The organism is Streptomyces sp. NPDC019890 (assembly GCF_044903445.1).
Taxonomy (GTDB): Bacteria; Actinomycetota; Actinomycetes; order Streptomycetales; family Streptomycetaceae; genus Streptomyces.
Genome location: NZ_JBJDQK010000017.1, coordinates 15,767 through 33,001 on the forward strand (window position 1 = coordinate 15,767; position 17,235 = coordinate 33,001).

Sequence of the window (17,235 nt, forward strand, 5' to 3'; positions counted from 1 at the left end):
CCTTGCATCTGCACGCACCAGACCCCGCTCACTGATCCGGCCTGATCGACCGGACAGGACCTAGGCTGGGCGGCACCATGAAGATCATCGATACGCCCGCGGACTGGCCCGCCGACGAGGCCGCGGCCCTTGCTGTCCAGGACGAACTGCGCACCCGCGTCATCCTCGACGAGCCGGGGCCGCCGCCCGCCACCGGTCTGGTGACCGGCGTCGATGTGGCGTACGACGACGAGCACGACATCGTCGCCGCGGCGGCCGTCGTGCTGGACGCCGCGACGCTCACCGTCGTCGAGGAGGCCACCGCGGTCGGCCGGGTCGCGTTTCCCTATGTACCGGGGCTGCTGGCCTTCCGGGAGATCCCGACCGTGCTCGCCGCCCTGGAATCCCTCGCCACGGACCCCGGTCTCGTGGTCTGCGACGGCTACGGCCGGGCGCACCCGCGACGCTTCGGGCTCGCCGGCCATCTCGGCGTGCTGACGGGATTGCCGGTGATCGGCGTCGCCAAGAACCCCTTCGTCTTCAGTTACGGCGAACTCGGCCCGCGCCGCGGGGACTTCGCCGCGCTGCGTGCCGACGACGGCGAGGAGCTGGGCCGGGCGGTGCGCACCCAGGACGGCGTCAAACCGGTCTTCGTCTCGGTCGGCCATCGCACCACCCTCGACAACGCCTGCGCGCACACGCTCCATCTCGCCTCCCGCTACCGGCTCCCCGAGAGCACCCGCCTCGCCGACCGGCTGTGCCGACGCGCACTCGTGGCGGCCCGTACCTAGGTACCCGAGCCGGGGGAACTGAGTATCTGAGCGGATGTCAGGAACCGGCCGTGATCGGCATGCTCCTGCGCATGACGACTCACACGACGAACAGCGCCGCCGAATCCACCACCCGCCCCGTTGAGCGCACCGTGACGATCGTGCTCATTCTGTCCGCACTGGCGGGCTTCGCCTGGGTGGGTTCCATGGTCTTCTCCGCGCTGCGGGGCTGATTCCCCTCGGCACCTTCAGCGCGCGGCCGCCACCCGGAAACGGATCCCGGCCGCCTGAAGCCGCGCCAGCAGCGCATCCCCCATCGCCACCGCCGTAGTGACCTGGCCCGAGGTGTCGGGCAGTTGGTCGAAGGCCAGGGACAGCGCCGACTCCGCGAGCATCTTCGCCGTCTCGTCGTAGCCCGGATCGCCGCCCGACACCTCCGTGAACACCGTGCGGCCACCGCCCTCGCCCACAAAACGGACCGAGAACCAGCTCTTCGCCCGGCGCCGCTCGTCCGGACCCTCGCCCGGCTTGATCCGGTCCGACAACCAGCGCCGGGCGGCAGGCAGTTGGGCCAGACCGAAGAGCGCACCCATCGCCGCCACACCGCCCGCCGCCATCGGCAGCGTCTCCACGGCCGCATAGTGCCGGTAGCGGAAGTCCGGACCGTACCGGGGCAGCGCACGCGCCGAGCGCGCCACGATCTGCGGGTCGACCGTCGGCAGCGGCAGCGCCCAGGTCCCGGTCTCGCGGCTGAACCGCGGCCCGCCGAGCGGAGCCCGCGCCCGCCGTCCCACCAGCCGCGGCTCGTGCAGCCGCCGCTCGTGCGCCGCTTTCAGCATCTGCCGGCCGCGGCCCATCGCGGTGAGCGCAGAGGCGAACGTCCCGCCGGAGAAGGTCGCGTTGGAGCGTACGAACCCGTCGACCCGCAGCGGCACGTCCTTGGGCAGCTGCTGGACGGTGAAGTACGCACCCAGGTCGTGCGGGACGGAGTCGAAGCCGCAGGCGTGGACGAGCCGAGCCCGGGTCTCCCGCGCCCGCGCGTCATGCCGTACGTACATCAGATCCACGAACTCGGGCTCACCGGTCAGGTCCAGATAGTCGGTGCCGGCTTCCGCGCACGCGGCGACCAGCGGCTCGCCGTACCAGACGTAGGGCCCGACCGTGGTGGCCACCACACGGGCGGACTCGGCGAGTCGGCGCAGCGACTCGGGGTCGTCCGCGTCCGCCTCGATCAGCGGGAGCTCTGCGCAGTCGGGATGCCCGGCGGCAAGGTGCTCGCGCAGTCGTTCCAGCTTCTGGCGGCTGCGCCCCGCGACGGCCCAGCGGCATCCCTCGGGGGCGTGCGCCGCGAGGTACTCCGCGGTGAGCGCGCCGACGAATCCGGTCGCTCCGAAGAGCACGATGTCGTACGGGCGCTGTGCGCGATCCGTCCCGTTCTGCCTGTTCAATGGCTCCTCCGCCGTTGCCCCGAGGTCATGTCGGTGGCTGAGGCTAGCGTGCCCGGCGCGGGCGGGGCGCGCGAGGGCGATCTGAGCCCGCCACGCCTGAGGTGGTGGCCGGAAAGAGGCCATTTCACCGGGAATCAGGCGCTAAGCTGCGCCCAGTTCTAAGCGCTTGCTCGGCCGGGACCCTTGTGCCGGGTGGAACGTGTTCTTACCATCACTGGTGTTACATCAGTTGTGTCACAGTGCGGCGCTGGGGGCTTGATGGCAGCGATGGGTAATGGCCCGCTGGCCGGGGTGCGCGTGGTCGAACTGGCGGGCATCGGGCCCGGTCCGTTCGCCGCGATGCTCCTGGCCGACCTCGGCGCCGATGTCGTACGGGTCGACCGGCCCGGCGGCGCGGGTCTGGCGATCGACCCGGCGTACGACCTCACCAACCGCAACAAACGCTCCGTGCTCATCGACCTCAAGGCGGACGACGGCCCCGGCCAGGTGCTCGACCTGGCCGAGCGGGCCGACGTACTGATCGAGGGCTACCGGCCCGGCGTCGCCGAACGGCTCGGTGTCGGACCGCAGGAGTGCCATGCGCGCAATCCGCGTCTGGTGTACGGACGGATGACCGGCTGGGGACAGGACGGGCCGCTCGCCCAGTGCGCCGGGCACGACATCGCGTACATCGCCGTCACCGGCACGCTCGGCATGATCGGCAAGCCCGACGAGCCGCCCGCTGTCCCGGCCAATCTCGTCGGCGACTACGCGGGCGGCTCGCTCTATCTCGTCATCGGAGTGCTCGCGGCCTTGCAGCACGCCCGTACCGAGGGCGGCTCCGGTCAGGTCGTGGACGCGGCCATCGTCGACGGTGCCGCCCATCTCGCCACCATGATCCACGGGATGATGGCGGCCGGCGGCTGGCAGGACCGGCGCGGGGCGAACCTGCTCGACGGCGGCTGCCCGTTCTACGGCAACTACGAGACCGCGGACGGCCGGTACATGGCGGTCGGGGCGCTTGAGCAGCAGTTCTACAACGAGTTCATCGAGCTGCTCGGCATCAACGACGAGGCCCCGGCCCGTAAGGACTTCGCGCGCTGGGGTGAGCTGCGGGCCGCCGTCGCCGCCCGCTTCAGGACCAGGACGCGCGAGGAGTGGACAGCCGTCTTCGAGGGCTCGGACGCCTGTGTCGCGCCGGTGCTCTCGCTGCGGGAAGCCCCCAAGCACCCGCATCTCGCGGCCCGCGGAACCTTCGTCGACCACGGCGGACTCACCCAGCCCGCGCCCGCGCCCCGCTTCTCCGCCACGCCCGGGTCCGTGTACCGAAGCCCCGCCCAGCCGGGTGCCGACACCGACGACGTGGCGCGCGACTGGGACGTGCCCGGGCTCACCAAGGAGGACCGTTGAAGCGCCAGATCTTCGATGCGGAGCACGACGCGTTCCGGGAGACCGTCCGCACCTTCCTCGCCAAGGAGGTCCTTCCGCACTACGAACAGTGGGAGAAGGACGGCATCGTCTCGCGGGACGCCTGGCTGGCCGCGGGCAAGCAGGGGCTGCTCGGACTCGCCGTGCCCGAGGAGTACGGAGGCGGCGGGAACGCCGACTTCCGCTACAGCGCCGTCCTGGCCGAGGAGTTCACCCGGGCGGGCGTGGCCGGACTCGCGCTCGGGCTGCACAACGACATCATCGGTCCGTATCTGACCTCGCTGGCCACCGACGAGCAGAAGCGGCGCTGGCTGCCGGGATTCTGCAGCGGCGAGATCATCACCGCCATCGCGATGACCGAGCCGGGCGCGGGCTCCGACCTCCAGGGCATAAGGACGAGCGCCGAGGACCGGGGCGATCACTGGCTGCTGAACGGCTCCAAGACCTTCATCTCCAACGGAATCCTCGCCGACCTCGTGATCGTCGTCGCCAAGACCACCCCCGAGGGCGGGGCGAAGGGACTTTCCCTGCTGGTCGTCGAGCGCGGCATGGAGGGCTTCGAGCGCGGCCGCAATCTCGACAAGATCGGCCAGAAGTCCCAGGACACGGCCGAACTGTTCTTCAACGACGTACGCGTCCCGAAGGAGAATCTGCTCGGCGAACTGGGCGGCGGCTTCATCCACCTGATGACCAATCTCGCGCAGGAGCGCATGGGCATCGCGGTCGCCGGTATCGCCGCCGCCGAGTATCTGCTGGAGATCACCACGTCGTACGTCAAGGAGCGCGAGGCATTCGGACGGCCGCTCGCGAGGCTTCAGCACATTCGCTTCGAGATCGCCGAAATGGCCACCGAATGCGCCGTCACCCGTGCGTTCCTCGACCGCTGCATCGTGGATCACTCGAACGGCGAACTCGATGCCGTACACGCGTCGATGGCCAAATGGTGGGCCACCGAACTGCAAAAGCGGGTCGCCGACCGCTGTCTGCAATTGCACGGCGGCTATGGCTATATGACCGAATACCGCGTCGCCAGGGCTTTCACCGACGGCCGGATCCAGACCATCTACGGCGGTACGACCGAGATCATGAAGGAGATCATCGGTCGTTCTCTGCTCGGCTAACCCTCATCGAAAGGCTCGTGACCAGTGAGCACCGAAGCGTATGTGTACGAGGCGATCCGCACCCCGCGCGGTCGCGGCAAGGCGAACGGCGCCCTGCACGGCACCAAGCCGATCGACCTCGTCGTCGGTCTGATCCACGAACTCCGCAGCCGCTTCCCCGGTCTCGACCCGGCGGCGATCGACGACATCGTGCTCGGCGTCGTCGGCCCGGTCGGCGACCAGGGCTCCGACATCGCCCGGATCTCCGCCATCGCCGCCGGGCTCCCGGACACCGTCGCAGGCGTACAGGAGAACCGCTTCTGTGCCTCCGGGCTCGAGGCGGTCAACATGGCCGCGATGAAGGTCCGTTCGGGCTGGGAGGACCTGGTGCTCGCCGGCGGCGTCGAGTCCATGTCACGCGTGCCGATGGCCTCCGACGGCGGCGCCTGGTTCGCCGACCCGATGACCAACTTCGCGACCGGATTCGTCCCGCAGGGCATCGGCGCCGACCTCATCGCCACCATCGAGGGCTTCTCCCGTCGTGACGTCGACGAGTACGCCGCGCTCTCCCAGGAGCGGGCGGCCGCGGCCTGGAAGGACGGCCGTTTCGAGCGGTCCGTCGTCCCGGTGCGCGACCGCAACGGCCTGGTCGTCCTCGACCACGACGAGCACCTGCGCCCCGGCACCACCGCGGACTCCCTCGCCGCGCTCAAGCCCTCCTTCGCGGGCATCGGCGACATGGGCGGCTTCGACGCCGTGGCGCTCCAGAAGTACCACTGGGTGGAGAAGATCGACCACGTCCACCACGCGGGCAACTCCTCGGGCATCGTCGACGGAGCGGCGCTCGTCGCGATCGGTACGAAGGAGGTCGGCGAGCGGTACGGCCTCACCCCGCGCGCCCGGATCGTCTCGGCCGCGGTCTCCGGCTCCGAGCCGACCATCATGCTCACCGGCCCCGCGCCCGCCACGCGCAAGGCGCTCGCCAAGGCCGGTCTGACGATCGACGACATCGACCTGGTGGAGATCAACGAGGCGTTCGCCGGAGTCGTGCTGCGCTTCGCCCGCGACCTCGACCTCCCGCTGGAGAAGATCAACGTCAACGGCGGCGCGATCGCCCTGGGCCACCCGCTCGGCGCGACGGGCGCGATGATCCTCGGCACCGTCGTCGACGAACTGGAGCGCCAGGACAAGCGGTACGGCCTCGTCACGCTCTGCGTCGGCGGAGGCATGGGCATCGCCACGATCGTCGAGCGCGTGTAGCGCCGCGCGCACACCCCCGGGGCACGCACATCCGAGGTGCGCGAGCCCGTCGGCCGAAGCGGCGCAGCCGCGCGGACGCGCGTGCACGACCGTCGGCGCCCGACAGGTCCGTCCGCGCGCTGACCACACTCCAGGAGACTTCGCACATGACCGAGAGCACCACCATCCGCTGGGAACAGGACGACACCGGCGTCGTCACCCTCGTACTCGACGACCCCAACCAGTCCGCCAACACGATGAACCAGGCCTTCAAGGACTCCATCGCGGCGATCGCCGAGCGCGCGGAGGCCGAGCAGGACTCCATCCGCGGCATCATCTTCATCTCCGCCAAGAAGACCTTCTTCGCGGGCGGCGACCTCAAGGACATGATCAAGGTCGGTCCCGAGAACGCCCAGCAGGTCTTCGACACCGGCATGGACATCAAGCGCGCGCTGCGCACCATCGAGACCCTGGGCAAGCCCGTCGTCGCGGCGATCAACGGCGCGGCACTGGGCGGCGGTTACGAGATCGCCCTCGCCTGTCACCACCGCATCGCCCTCGACGCGCCGGGCTCCAGGATCGGCCTGCCCGAGGTCACCCTCGGACTGCTGCCGGCGGGCGGCGGCGTCACCCGCACCGTACGGCTGATGGGCATCGCGGACGCGCTGCTGAAGGTGCTTCTGCAGGGTACGCAGTACGCGCCGCAGCGCGCCCTGGAGAACGGTCTGGTCCATGAAGTGGCCGCCACCACCGACGAGATGCTCGCCAAGGCGCGCGCCTTCATCGACGCCCACCCCGAGTCCCAGCAGCCCTGGGACGTCAAGGGCTACAAGATCCCTGGCGGCACGCCGTCCAACCCGCGCTTCGCCGCCAACCTCCCCGCCTTCCCGGCGAATCTGAAGAAGCAGACCGCGGGCGCCCCCTATCCCGCCCCGCGCAATATCCTCGCGGCGGCCGTCGAGGGCTCCCAGGTGGACTTCGAGACGGCGCAGACCATCGAGGCCCGGTACTTCACCGAGCTGGTCACCGGCCAGATCGCCAAGAACATGATCCAGGCGTTCTTCTTCGATCTGCAGGCCGTCAACTCCGGCGCCAACCGGCCGGGGGGCATCGAGCAGCGCGAGGTCCGCAAGGTCGCCGTCCTGGGCGCCGGGATGATGGGCGCGGGCATCGCGTACTCCTGTGCCCGGGCCGGCATCGAGGTCGTGCTCAAGGACGTGTCCCAGGAGGCCGCCGACAAGGGCAAGGCGTACTCCGAGAAGCTGCTCGACAAGGCGCTGAGCCGGGGGCGTACCACCGAGGCAAAGCGCGACGCACTGCTGGCGCGCATCACGCCGACCGCCGACCCCGCCGATCTCGCCGGCTGCGACGCGGTGATCGAGGCGGTCTTCGAGGACACCGCGCTCAAGCACAAGGTGTTCGAGGAGATCCAGGACATCGTCGAGCCGGACGCGCTGCTCTGCTCCAACACCTCGACGCTGCCCATCACGGTGCTTGCCGAAGGCGTGTCGCGGCCGGACGACTTCATCGGGCTGCACTTCTTCTCGCCCGTCGACAAGATGCCGCTGGTCGAGATCATCAAGGGCGAGCGCACCGGCGACGAGGCGCTGGCCCGCGCCTTCGACCTGGTCCGCCGGATCAACAAGACCCCGATCGTCGTCAATGACTCGCGTGGCTTCTTCACCTCGCGTGTCATCGGCCAGTTCATCAACGAGGGCGTGGCGATGGTCGGCGAGGGCGTCGACCCCGTGTCGGTCGAGCAGGCCGCCGCGCAGGCCGGCTACCCGGCCAAGGTGCTCTCGCTGATGGACGAGCTGACGCTCACCCTGCCGCGGAAGATCCGCAATGAGTCGAGGCGCGCGGTCGAGGAGGCGGGCGGCAGCTGGGCCGGGCACCCGGCTGACGCGGTGATCGACCGGATGGTCGACGAGTTCGGACGCACCGGACGCAGCGGCGGGGCGGGCTTCTACGAGTACGGCGACGACGGCAGGCGGACCGGGCTGTGGCCGGGGCTGCGCGAGCATTTCGCCAAGCAGGACGTGGATGTCCCGTTCACCGACATGGTGGAGCGGATGCTCTTCTCCGAGGCGCTGGACTCGGTCCGCTGCCTGGAGGAGAACGTGCTGACGTCGGTCGCCGACGCCAACATCGGCTCCATCATGGGCATCGGCTTCCCGGCCTGGACGGGCGGCGTGCTCCAGTACATCAACGGCTACGAGGGCGGTCTTTCCGGCTTCGTGGCACGCGCGCGGGAGCTCGCCGAGCGGTACGGCGAGCGCTTTGAGCCGCCGGCGCTGCTGGTGGAGAAGGCGGAGCGCGGCGAGGTCTTCGCGGACGCGTGACGGTGCGACCGCGGGCCGCGCTCGGCTTCGAGGCCTCAGCCCTTCAGGCTCTGGCTCTCCTGGCCGAACGCGGCCCGCAGCTCTTCCTTGAGTGAGCGCTGGAAGGCCGTCACCAGCGCCTGCACCACCATCGGCTGCATATGGGCGGACAGCGACTTCATCGCCGCCACCTGCTCCGGGTCCGACTCCCGCTCGCGGTACGGATTCCAGACCTCGTCCCGGAACAGCCGGGTGAGCTCGTGGGCCGCCGAGCGGGTGTGCTCCAGCAGGACGGTGCGGGCCGCGAGGATCGTCTCGTGGGCGATCGGCACATCGAGGAGCTGCACACCGAGCCGCAGCAGCCCGGGGTCGAGCCGGTACCCGCCCTGGTGTCCGTCTCCCGAGTCAGCGCGCTCCAGGACGCCCATCGCCGCGAGCCGGTCGATGTCCCCTTCGGTGAGCGCCCGGCCGGCGCGGCGTTCCAGTTCGGGGCGGGTCGCCTCTTCGGCCGAGTCCGGCGCCCAGGAGGCCACCAGCGCACGGTGGATCGCGAGGTCGTGCGCGCTCAGATCCTGGGGCAACTGCTCCAGATAGCGCTCGATCGCGGCGAGCGTCATGCCCTGGAACTGGAGCTCCTCGATGAGGGCGAGGCGGGAGAGATGACTCTGGCCGTAGTGACCGACGCGGCGCGGTCCGATGGCCGGGGGCGGCAGCAGCCCGCGCGTGCTGTAGAAGCGGATGGTGCGCACAGTGACCCCGGCACGCGCGGCCAGTTCGTCGACGGTGAGCGTCGGCTCCTCGGTCTCGGTCGCCATCTGTGCGCCTCGCTTCCCGTGCCCCGTTACTGATCGTCGTGCAGTGCAACAGTATTGCTGTCTCACCACTGTTGTGAAAGCGTCCGTGGCGACCTTCGTGACGGCTTTCGGTGCGACCTTCGGGGCGGCCCACAAGGTGGCGCCGCACGGCCTGAACAGCCGGCGAGGGCGTCCCCACCTCCGTGGGCACGCCCTCGTCGCCGCTTCATGCGCAGCCCGGATCAGTACACGGACACGCCGTACGCGCTGAGCGCTTCCCGCACCGGCTGGAAGATCGCCGTGCCACGGGTGCCCCGGCAGCCGGAGCTGCCCGAGTGAATGCCCAGGGCGGTGGAACCGGCGAAGTGCGCGCCGCCGCTGTCGCCGCCTGCCGAGCAGACCGTGGTGCGGACCATGCCGTAGACCGGGCCGTCGCCGTAGTTCACGGTGACGTTCACCGCGGTGACGGTGCCGCTGGTCACCTTGGTGGTGGAGCCGCTCTTCTTGATGGCCTGGCCGACGATCGGGTCGGCCGCAGAGGTGATGTCCTGGTAGGTGCCGTTGTACAGGTTGACGACCCCGGCGGGCTGGGGGCCGACCCTGTACCGGACGATGCCGTAGTCGTTGGTCGGGAAGCTGGTGCCCACCCGGCCCCCGATGGGCGGGCCGCCGGGTGTCGCGTACCAGGTGGCGGCCAGGTTGGTGCAGTGACCGGCCGTCAGGAAGTAACGGTTGATGCCCTTGGAGACATTGAAGGCCGCGGAGCAGCGGTAGCCGCCGCCGTAGATCGCGTCGCCGCCGACCACTTCCCTGGCGAAGACACCGGGCACGCGCCTGATCGTTACTGCGTCGCCGAGACCGGCGGCCACGTTCTCCAGCTGCGTCAGGGAGGACGCCGAGACCGACTGGTCGGCCTCGATCACGACCTGGTTGACCCGGGGGTCGATGCCCCACGAGGTGCCGGTGATCTTCGCCTGGGCTTCGAGCGTGCTCATGGCGGATTCGAGCTGTGCCGTGCTGTGTTCGACGAGCTGGGCGCGTGCGCCCTCGGCCCGTACCTCTTCGGCCGCGGCGGCGTCGGTGACGGTGACGACCAGTTCGCCCGTCGTGGCGTCGAGATACGAACCGGCGCTCCGGTCGCCGAGGCTGTGTTCGATGGTCCTGTCGAGGCTGTACTGCGTCGGCGACGCCGTGACACCCGGCACCGGGTCCGGGACGGCCCCGGCGGTGCCGGAGCCCAGGCCGACGGCGGGCAGGGCAAGGATGACGGAAAGGAAGATGCGCGCGCGGAGCGTGCGTCTCATGGGGGCTTCTCCTTCGTACGAATCCGCAGTGGGCTTCCGAGAAGCAGTCTCAAACGGACAAGTACGAAATGCGGCCTCGAATATGCCGAATCGCCGCCATGTGCACCAGAGCGGGGGAGCGCCGAACGACCCACCCGTTCGGGGTGCGCATTCGTACGTTCCCCACGGCCCGTACGCCCTCGACATGGGAGAGCGCGTGCTCGGCCTCGTCGACCAGCGCCGGGTCCACCGCGTCCGTCAGCCGGTGCCAGATCTCGCGCGTCGCGCCGCGCAGCACCAGCGAGATCGCCGCCGTGATCGCGAGCCCGATCAGCGGATCGGCCCACCGCCATCCGAGTGCAGCTCCGCCCGCGCCCACCAGTACGGCCAGTGAGGTGAAGCCGTCGCTCCGGGCGTGCATTCCGTCGGCCACCAGCGGCAGATCCGATTCTGCGGCCGGTACCGATCCGGGCCCTTGCCACCCACTCGTTGCCGGTGAAACCCACCAGAGCGGCTGCAGCCACCGTCGTCAGATGGCTGACGTCCTGTGGCTCGAACAGCCTCCGCAGCGCCTGGCGGCGAGCACGCCGAAGGAGAACCACAGCGTCCGCAGCCCCTGCGCCGACCCTTCGAGCGCGGCGTCGATACGGACGTGGGTGTGGTGCTGGTGGTGACCATGGACGTGCCCGTGACCCGTCATGGCCACCACCGTGGCACACCGAATCCCTTGCAGCCACTACCGAAAACAGCTTCTGACCAGCTGCGAAGGGCTTGCGACTACTGCCCGGACGCGATCACCGGATAGTGGTCGGAGAGGTTGGTGTACGTGTACTTCGTGCCCCAGCTGGAGACCGTCCAGGGCGCGCTCTGCTCCTTGATCACCTCATTCGTCCAGTCGGCCGGCCTCGCGTGCCCGGAGCGGTGCAGGACGTAGTCGAGGTCCTCGCGCGGGTCGTTCGGATAGCGATAGGACGCGATCGAGTTCTCCTTCGTGTCGAAGGAGTACGGGTGTCCGGTGCGGGTGTCGGCCCCCACGAGGCCGGCGTCGGCGAGCATCGTCGCGTACTCGGGCGTCCGCGAGTCGACATTGAAGTCGCCCGCGACCAGGACCTGTTCGGACGCCGGGATGTTCTTGGCGTCGAGGAAGGCGTCGATCGCCCTGAACTGGCGGCTGCGCATCTGCGCCGCCTCGCCCGCGCCGCAGCCGGGGTCGGTCGACTGCGCGTGCGTGCCGACCACATGCACCTTCGCGCCGTTCACGTTCAACACGGCATAGACAAAGCCCTTGTTGGACCACCAGTCCGCGCCGCAGGCGTCCTTGTAGACGTACTGCTCCTTGCGCAGGATCGGCCATTTGCTGAGCAGCGCGACCCCGCCGTCCTCGGGGGTGGTGGCCGAGTACGAACCGCCCGTGGCGTCCCAGCCGTCCTTGCTCCGCCCCATCACCGGGGTCTGGTACGGGTACTGGGCGGCGGCCTTCTGCTTCAGCGCGTCCGACGAGGAGTTGTCGAAGGCCTCCTGAACCACGACGACGTCGTTGCCCTGGAAGAACGAGGTCGCGGGGATCGCCGCGGCCCGGTGGTCCTGGCCCCAGTTGGGGTACAGCGTCTTGCTGAAGAGGAAGGTGTTGTATGTCAGCACCTTCAGCGACGGCGTCGCGGCCTCCGGGGTGGCGGAGGCCGCCGGAGCGGTCCCGGTGAGGACGGCTGCGGCGAGCGCGGTGGACAGGGCTGCGCCGGGGATGCGGCGGAGCGCGGAGTGCGGCACAAAGTCTCCCGAGTGAGGTGGGGGGTACGACCTGCGACGCACATCAAAGCAGCAGCAGTTACCACCTGGTAATGACCAGGAGTCCACTTTCTTTCCGCAGCCGCACGATCACACCAACTCCTGAGCGTCGCGGGCCGGTTCCTCATTCGGACGACAGGGTAGGCCCCCACCATGAACGATCACCTGATACCCATGGACATCGGCCCGCTCAATCCCAGCGGATACGGACTCCTGGTCGGGTTCCTGGCGTTCGCCCTTGCCTTCGCCGTGCTGTCGCGGCGGGTGCTGCCGCGCGCGGAGCGCATCCTTCGGGAGCGCGACGAGAAGATTCACGGAGTCGCCGAGTATGCCGAGCAGCTGCGTGTACGGGCGACGGAGGTCCGGGCCGACTATGAGGCCGCGCTCGCCGCCGCCCGCCACGACGCCGCGCGCACCCGCCAGCGGGCGCATGAGGAGGGCATGGCGCTGATCGTGGCCGCCCGCGCGGAGGGGCTGCGCGAGCGCCAGCGGATCGTGGCCGCCGCAGCCGCGGCCATCGAGGCCGAACGGACCGCGGCGGAGGAGGAGTTGCGGGCCGACGCGGACGCCTGGGCCCAGGCGCTGGCCGGCCGGATCCTCGGTGAGCCGCTCGGCGCCCGGCCGGACGGCGCCCACAGCTCCGACTGAGGCCCTGGGGCGCCGCCGAGGGTCCGCCGCGCGCCCCGGGGTGGGACAAAGTGGACGTACACTGATCGCTGTGAACAGGACCGCGGCAGACCCGGCGCCGCCACCGCCCGGTGGTGTGCTGTGGACGCTCGTCGGTGACATCCGAGGGCTGCTGATGCTCCCCGCCGCCCTCACCCTGCAGGTCGCCCACCCCGCGGTCGGCGCGGGCGTCGACGAGCACTCCGTCTTCCGCACCGACCCCTGGGGCCGCGGAGAACGCTCCCTGCGCTCGCTCCAGCTCTGGGTGTACGGCGGCGACGCGGCGGTCGGCGAAGGGCGCCGGCTGCGCGAACTCCACCAGAGCATCCACGGCATCGACGCCCATGGCCGCCGGTACCGCGCGCTCGACCCCGACTGCTACGCCTGGGTCCACGCCACCGGCTTCCCCGTCTACCAGCATGCCCTGCGCTATCTGGTGCGCCCGCTCACCGACGCGCAGGAGCGCCAGCTGTACGCGGAGTGGCTTCAGGTCGGCAGGGTCCTCGGTATCCAGGACCGGGACATGCCCCAGAGTGTCGAGGAGTTCTGGCCGTACTACCGAAAGATGCTCGCCGACGAGGTGGAGGAGACCGTCGTCGTACGCGAACTGACCGCTGCCGACCGGCCGTTGCCGCCGCCGGACTTCGGGCCGCCGCCCGTCTCACTCCTGCTCAAGGCGGTATGGCCGGTGCTGCTGCCGCCCTTCGCCCGCTTCCGCCGGTTCATCACCGTCGGGCTGCTGCCGCCCGATGCGCGCGAGGCGATCGGCCTGGAGTGGACGGACGCGCAGGAGCGCGCGCTGCGCAGATTCGCCCGGGTCGTACGGGCCGTGGTTCCCGTACTTCCCGAGCGACTGCGCTACCTCCCCATGGCGCGCGAGGCGAGGCGGGCCGCCCGGCTCAATCGGTAGTGGCCTCCCACCTCAACCGGTAGCGGCCTCCCGGCTCAGCCGTCCAGACCGCCCCGTGCGATGACGTCCGCGTACCAGCGGGCGCTGTCCTTGACCGTACGGCGCTGCGTCGCGAAGTCGACATGGACGATGCCGAACCGCTTGCTGTAGCCGTACGCCCACTCGAAGTTGTCCAGCAGCGACCAGAGGAAGTAGCCGCGGACATCCGCGCCGTCGGCGATCGCCCGGTGCACCGCGGTGAGATGCGCCCGCAGATAGTCCACCCGCTCGGGGTCGTGGACCTCGCCGGACGGGTCGGCGTAGTCGTCGTACGCGGCACCGTTCTCGGTGATCACCAATGGCACGCCCGGCAGCTCGTCGCGCAGCCGGGTCAGCAGCTCGTACAGCCCCTCGGCGTCGACCGGCCAGTCCATCGCGGTGCGCGGGCCCGGCGCGGGCAGGAAGCGCACATGCTCCTCCGCCCCGGCCCACGGCGACGGCGCAGCCGACGAGCCCGCGCCCACGACGGTGGGGGAGTAGTAGTTGATGCCCAGCGAGTCGATCGGCGTGGAGATGACCTCCAGATCTCCGTCCTGGACGAAGGACCAGTCGGTCACCGCGGCCGTGTCGCGGACAAGATCCTCCGGCAGCCGGCCGTGAAAGACCGGCTCCAGGAAGATCCGGTTCCCGACGGCGTCGATCCGGCGCGCCGCGTCCACGTCCGCCGCGGAGCCGGTGAGTGGACGCACCGCGTGCAGATTGAGCGTGAGCGAGATCTCCGAGGCCCGGGGCAGGGCAGCGTGCAGCAGCTGCGCGGCCAAGCCGTGCGCCAGATTGAAGTGATGGGCCGCGTGCAGCGCTGCGCTCGCGTTGGTACGGCCGGGGGCGTGCACTCCGGAGCCGTAGCCGAGAAACGCCGCGCACCACGGCTCGTTCAGGGTGGTCCAGGTCGCCACCCGGTCCCCGAGGGCTTCCGCCATGATCCCGGCGTAGTCGCCGAACCGCAGCGCCGTCTCGCGCTGCGGCCAGCCGCCCGCGTCCTCCAGCTCCTGCGGAAGGTCCCAGTGGTAGAGCGTGGCGACCGGCCGGATGTCCGCCGCAAGGAGCTCGTCGGTGAGCCGGCGGTAGAAGTCGAGGCCCTTTTGCACGGCGGGACCGCGCCCGGTCGGCTGGACCCGCGGCCAGGCGATGGAGAACCGGTAGTCGGTGACGCCGAGCCGCTTCATCAGCGCGACGTCCTCGCGCATCCGGTGGTAGTGGTCCGCGGCGATGTCGCCGGTGTCACCGTTGCGTACCTTGCCGGGCGTGCGGCTGAAGGTGTCCCAGATGGACGGCGTGCGGCCGTCCTCCTTGGCCGCGCCTTCGATCTGGTACGCGGCGGTGGCGGTGCCCCAGCGGAAACCGGCCGGGAACCGAAGCTCCGTCGTCGTCTCGGGGCCTGCGTCGACAGCGGTCATGAGAAAAGAACTCCCAGAAAGTGAGATGGACCTGTGGGGGAGAGATCAGCCCTTGACGGCGCCCTGCATGATGCCGCCGACGATCTGCCGGCCGAGCAGTCCGAAGACGATCAGTACGGGGAGAGTGCCGAGCAGCGTGCCGGCCATGATCACGGACTGGTCGTGGACATAGCCGCCGCCCAGCTGGCGCAGGGCGACCTGCACGGTCGGTTCCTGCGACGAGAGCGCGACGATCGGCCAGAAGAAGTCGTTCCACGCGGCCATGAAGGTCAGCATGCCGAGCACCGCCATACCGGGCCGGGCGATGGGCACCACGATCGACCAGAAGATCCGCGCGGTGGACGCGCCGTCGACCCTGGCCGCCTCGATCAGCTCGTCGGGCAGCGACTGGACCAGGTACTGCCGCATGAAGAACACACCGAAGGCCGACACGAGACCCGGCAGGATCACGGCCTGCAGCTGGTTCACCCACTGCAGTTTGGCGATCAGCATGAACAGCGGGATCACGCCGAGCTGTGGCGGGATCATCATCGTGCCCACGGTGACAGCCAGCAGTGCCCCGCGGCCGCGGAAGCGCAGCTTGGCGAAGGCGAAACCGGCGAGCGTGCAGCACAGCACCGTGCCGACGGTGATCGATCCGGAGACGATGAAGGAGTTGAGGAGGGCCTTGCCGATGTCGGCCTCCTCCATCACCGCCCCGAAGTTGTGGATCAGATTCGACCCGGGCAGCAGCGTCGGCGGCACCTTCGCCAGATCGGCGTTGGAACGGCTGGCGGCGACGATCGTCCAGTAGAACGGGAACGCCGAGATCAGCACGGCGAGGATCAGCAGCGCGTACGCGAGTCTGCCGCCGTGCATCGTGCGCCCGGCCCGGCTTCTCCTGGGGCCCGACGGCGTGGGCGGTGCGCCCGCGACGGGCGGCTCGGTCGGCGGAGCGGCGAGCGCGGTCATCGGCCGGCCTCCTTGCGGGAACGGTGGCGCGCGATCAGGGCGTTGACCCCGACCAGCACCAGAATCAGCAGGAACATCACCCAGGCGATGGCGGCGGCCCGGCCCAGATGGAAGAAGCCCCAGCCCTGCTCGTACATATAGAGACCGAGCGTCTGGTACTGGTGCGAGATGCCGCCGGAGATGGACCCCTCGAACAGCAGCGGTTCACCGAAGAGCTGGGTGGCGCCGATCGTCGAGACGACGACCGTGAACAGGATCGTCGGACGCAGCCCCGGCAGGGTCACATGGATGAACTGCCGCCAGCGCGAGGCCCCGTCCATCTCGGCGGCCTCGTACAGCTCGCTCGGGATGGACTGCATGCCCGCCAGATAGATCAGTGCGTTGTAGCCGGTCCAGCGCCAGATGACGATGGTCGAGACGGCGATCTGCGAACTGACCGTGCCCGCCTGCCAGTCCACCGGATCGAAGCCGACCAGCCCCAGGACGTAGTTGATGAGACCGAAGTCGCGGCCGAAGAGCTGAGCGAAGACCAGTGTCGCGGCGGCGACGGAGGTCGCGTACGGCAGCAGCATCGCCGTACGCAGAAAAGTCCGGCCGCGCAGCCGGTAGTTGAGCAGATGGGCCAGGCCCAGCGCCATCACCAGCTGGGGGACGGTGGACAGTACCCCGATGGTGAAGGTGTTGCGCAGCGCGGTCCAGAAGATCTCGTCGCCGAAGAGCGCGGTGTAGTTGCCAAGGCCCCGCCACTCCATCTCGCCGGGCGTCTGCAGCTCGACCTGGTAGAGCGAGACGAACGCCGTGTAGATCAGCGGGAAGAGCCCGAAGGCGGCGAAGAGCGTGAAGAACGGGGCGATATAGGCGTAGGGCGAGAGCGTGCGCCAGGTCCGGCGCGCGGCCGATGGCCGGGCCGCCGGCTGCGGGGCGACCGGCTTCGCGGTGGCGGTGAGGGTCACGGTGCGGCCCTTCAGGAGTCGTTGCAGGGGCTACGTTCCCGGCGGCGCGAAGCTGCCGCCCCGCCGGGAGCGTGGGGGTTGCCCGCACCTCCCACGACAAGGCGGGCGGGTGGGGCCTGAGCGGAAGCCGGAGGCCGGTCCGGCCGGGTGTCGAGGACCAGCCTCCGGAGCCGTGCGGCCCGGGAGGTGCGGA

At 70.0% G+C, this 17,235-nt stretch carries 16 protein-coding genes and 1 pseudogene; 8 read left to right on the forward strand and 9 right to left on the reverse strand.

The window, feature by feature from the left end:
• Window positions 1-77 precede the first annotated feature (77 nt).
• Window positions 78-770 carry an endonuclease V gene (locus tag ACI2LP_RS31135; RefSeq protein ID WP_404727878.1) on the forward strand — a complete coding sequence of 231 codons (693 nt, stop codon included), beginning with the start codon at window positions 78-80 and terminating at the stop codon, window positions 768-770.
• A 71-nt stretch (window positions 771-841) separates the two neighbouring features.
• The gene (gene mmpA, locus ACI2LP_RS31140; protein WP_404727879.1) at window positions 842-982 is read left to right on the forward strand and encodes a morphogenic membrane protein MmpA; all 141 of its coding nucleotides are present in this window, start codon (window positions 842-844) and stop codon (window positions 980-982) included.
• Between the two features lie 15 nt (window positions 983-997).
• Here mmpA and ACI2LP_RS31145 read toward each other — a convergent pair whose 3' ends face one another.
• On the reverse strand, window positions 998-2,197 hold the full coding sequence (locus tag ACI2LP_RS31145) for a saccharopine dehydrogenase family protein (protein WP_404727880.1): 1,200 nt from the start codon (window positions 2,195-2,197) through the stop codon (window positions 998-1,000).
• A 258-nt stretch (window positions 2,198-2,455) separates the two neighbouring features.
• On the opposite strand from ACI2LP_RS31145, the gene ACI2LP_RS31150 reads away from it, so the two are divergent.
• The 4 genes from ACI2LP_RS31150 to ACI2LP_RS31165 all read left to right on the forward strand — a co-directional run bounded on the left by ACI2LP_RS31150 (window position 2,456) and on the right by ACI2LP_RS31165 (window position 8,285).
• Window positions 2,456-3,586, forward strand: coding sequence for a CaiB/BaiF CoA transferase family protein (locus ACI2LP_RS31150; protein ID WP_404727881.1), 1,131 nt, complete (start codon window positions 2,456-2,458; stop codon window positions 3,584-3,586).
• The gene (locus tag ACI2LP_RS31155) at window positions 3,583-4,725 is read left to right on the forward strand and encodes an acyl-CoA dehydrogenase family protein (protein ID WP_404727882.1); all 1,143 of its coding nucleotides are present in this window, start codon (window positions 3,583-3,585) and stop codon (window positions 4,723-4,725) included. Before ACI2LP_RS31150 ends, ACI2LP_RS31155 begins: the two co-directional genes overlap by 4 nt.
• Before the next feature lie 24 nt (window positions 4,726-4,749).
• Window positions 4,750-5,964: an acetyl-CoA C-acetyltransferase gene (locus ACI2LP_RS31160; protein ID WP_404727883.1), complete on the forward strand. Its 1,215-nt coding sequence runs from the start codon at window positions 4,750-4,752 to the stop codon at window positions 5,962-5,964.
• Window positions 5,965-6,110: 146 nt separating this feature from the next.
• Entirely contained in the window at window positions 6,111-8,285 is a 2,175-nt protein-coding gene (locus ACI2LP_RS31165; RefSeq protein WP_404727884.1) for a 3-hydroxyacyl-CoA dehydrogenase NAD-binding domain-containing protein, read from the forward strand.
• 35 nt (window positions 8,286-8,320) lie between these two features.
• Here ACI2LP_RS31165 and ACI2LP_RS31170 read toward each other — a convergent pair whose 3' ends face one another.
• The 5 genes and pseudogenes from ACI2LP_RS31170 to sph form a co-directional block, all read right to left on the reverse strand.
• A complete protein-coding gene (locus ACI2LP_RS31170) occupies window positions 8,321-9,079 on the reverse strand; it encodes a MerR family transcriptional regulator (protein WP_404727885.1) in 759 nt (252 codons plus the stop codon).
• 221 nt (window positions 9,080-9,300) lie between these two features.
• Entirely contained in the window at window positions 9,301-10,362 is a 1,062-nt protein-coding gene (locus ACI2LP_RS31175) for a S1 family peptidase (RefSeq protein ID WP_404727886.1), read from the reverse strand.
• Between the two features lie 145 nt (window positions 10,363-10,507).
• A pseudogene (locus ACI2LP_RS31180) lies at window positions 10,508-10,913 on the reverse strand (cation diffusion facilitator family transporter); the annotation flags it as partial.
• The gene (locus tag ACI2LP_RS31185) at window positions 10,871-11,041 is read right to left on the reverse strand and encodes a hypothetical protein (protein WP_404727928.1); all 171 of its coding nucleotides are present in this window, start codon (window positions 11,039-11,041) and stop codon (window positions 10,871-10,873) included. The gene ACI2LP_RS31185 and the pseudogene ACI2LP_RS31180, both read right to left, overlap by 43 nt.
• A 77-nt stretch (window positions 11,042-11,118) precedes the next feature.
• Window positions 11,119-12,108, reverse strand: coding sequence for a sphingomyelin phosphodiesterase (gene sph / locus ACI2LP_RS31190; RefSeq protein ID WP_404727887.1), 990 nt, complete (start codon window positions 12,106-12,108; stop codon window positions 11,119-11,121).
• A gap of 171 nt (window positions 12,109-12,279) precedes the next feature.
• Between sph and ACI2LP_RS31195 the strand changes: the two genes are divergently transcribed.
• Both ACI2LP_RS31195 and ACI2LP_RS31200 read left to right on the forward strand, forming a co-directional pair.
• A complete protein-coding gene (locus ACI2LP_RS31195) occupies window positions 12,280-12,774 on the forward strand; it encodes a hypothetical protein (protein WP_404727888.1) in 495 nt (164 codons plus the stop codon).
• Window positions 12,775-12,838: 64 nt separating this feature from the next.
• On the forward strand, window positions 12,839-13,702 hold the full coding sequence (locus ACI2LP_RS31200) for an oxygenase MpaB family protein (RefSeq protein WP_404727924.1): 864 nt from the start codon (window positions 12,839-12,841) through the stop codon (window positions 13,700-13,702).
• Window positions 13,703-13,737: 35 nt separating this feature from the next.
• Here ACI2LP_RS31200 and ACI2LP_RS31205 read toward each other — a convergent pair whose 3' ends face one another.
• Genes ACI2LP_RS31205 through ACI2LP_RS31215 form a run of 3 tightly spaced genes read right to left on the reverse strand, consistent with a single transcriptional unit; the run spans window position 13,738 to window position 17,042 of the window.
• Window positions 13,738-15,138: a GH1 family beta-glucosidase gene (locus tag ACI2LP_RS31205; RefSeq protein WP_404727889.1), complete on the reverse strand. Its 1,401-nt coding sequence runs from the start codon at window positions 15,136-15,138 to the stop codon at window positions 13,738-13,740.
• 45 nt (window positions 15,139-15,183) lie between these two features.
• Entirely contained in the window at window positions 15,184-16,089 is a 906-nt protein-coding gene (locus ACI2LP_RS31210) for a carbohydrate ABC transporter permease (RefSeq protein WP_404727890.1), read from the reverse strand.
• Window positions 16,086-17,042 (reverse strand): carbohydrate ABC transporter permease, encoded by a 957-nt coding sequence (locus ACI2LP_RS31215; protein WP_404727891.1) that lies wholly within the window; start codon window positions 17,040-17,042, stop codon window positions 16,086-16,088. Before ACI2LP_RS31215 ends, ACI2LP_RS31210 begins: the two co-directional genes overlap by 4 nt.
• Between the last annotated feature and the right edge of the window lie 193 nt (window positions 17,043-17,235).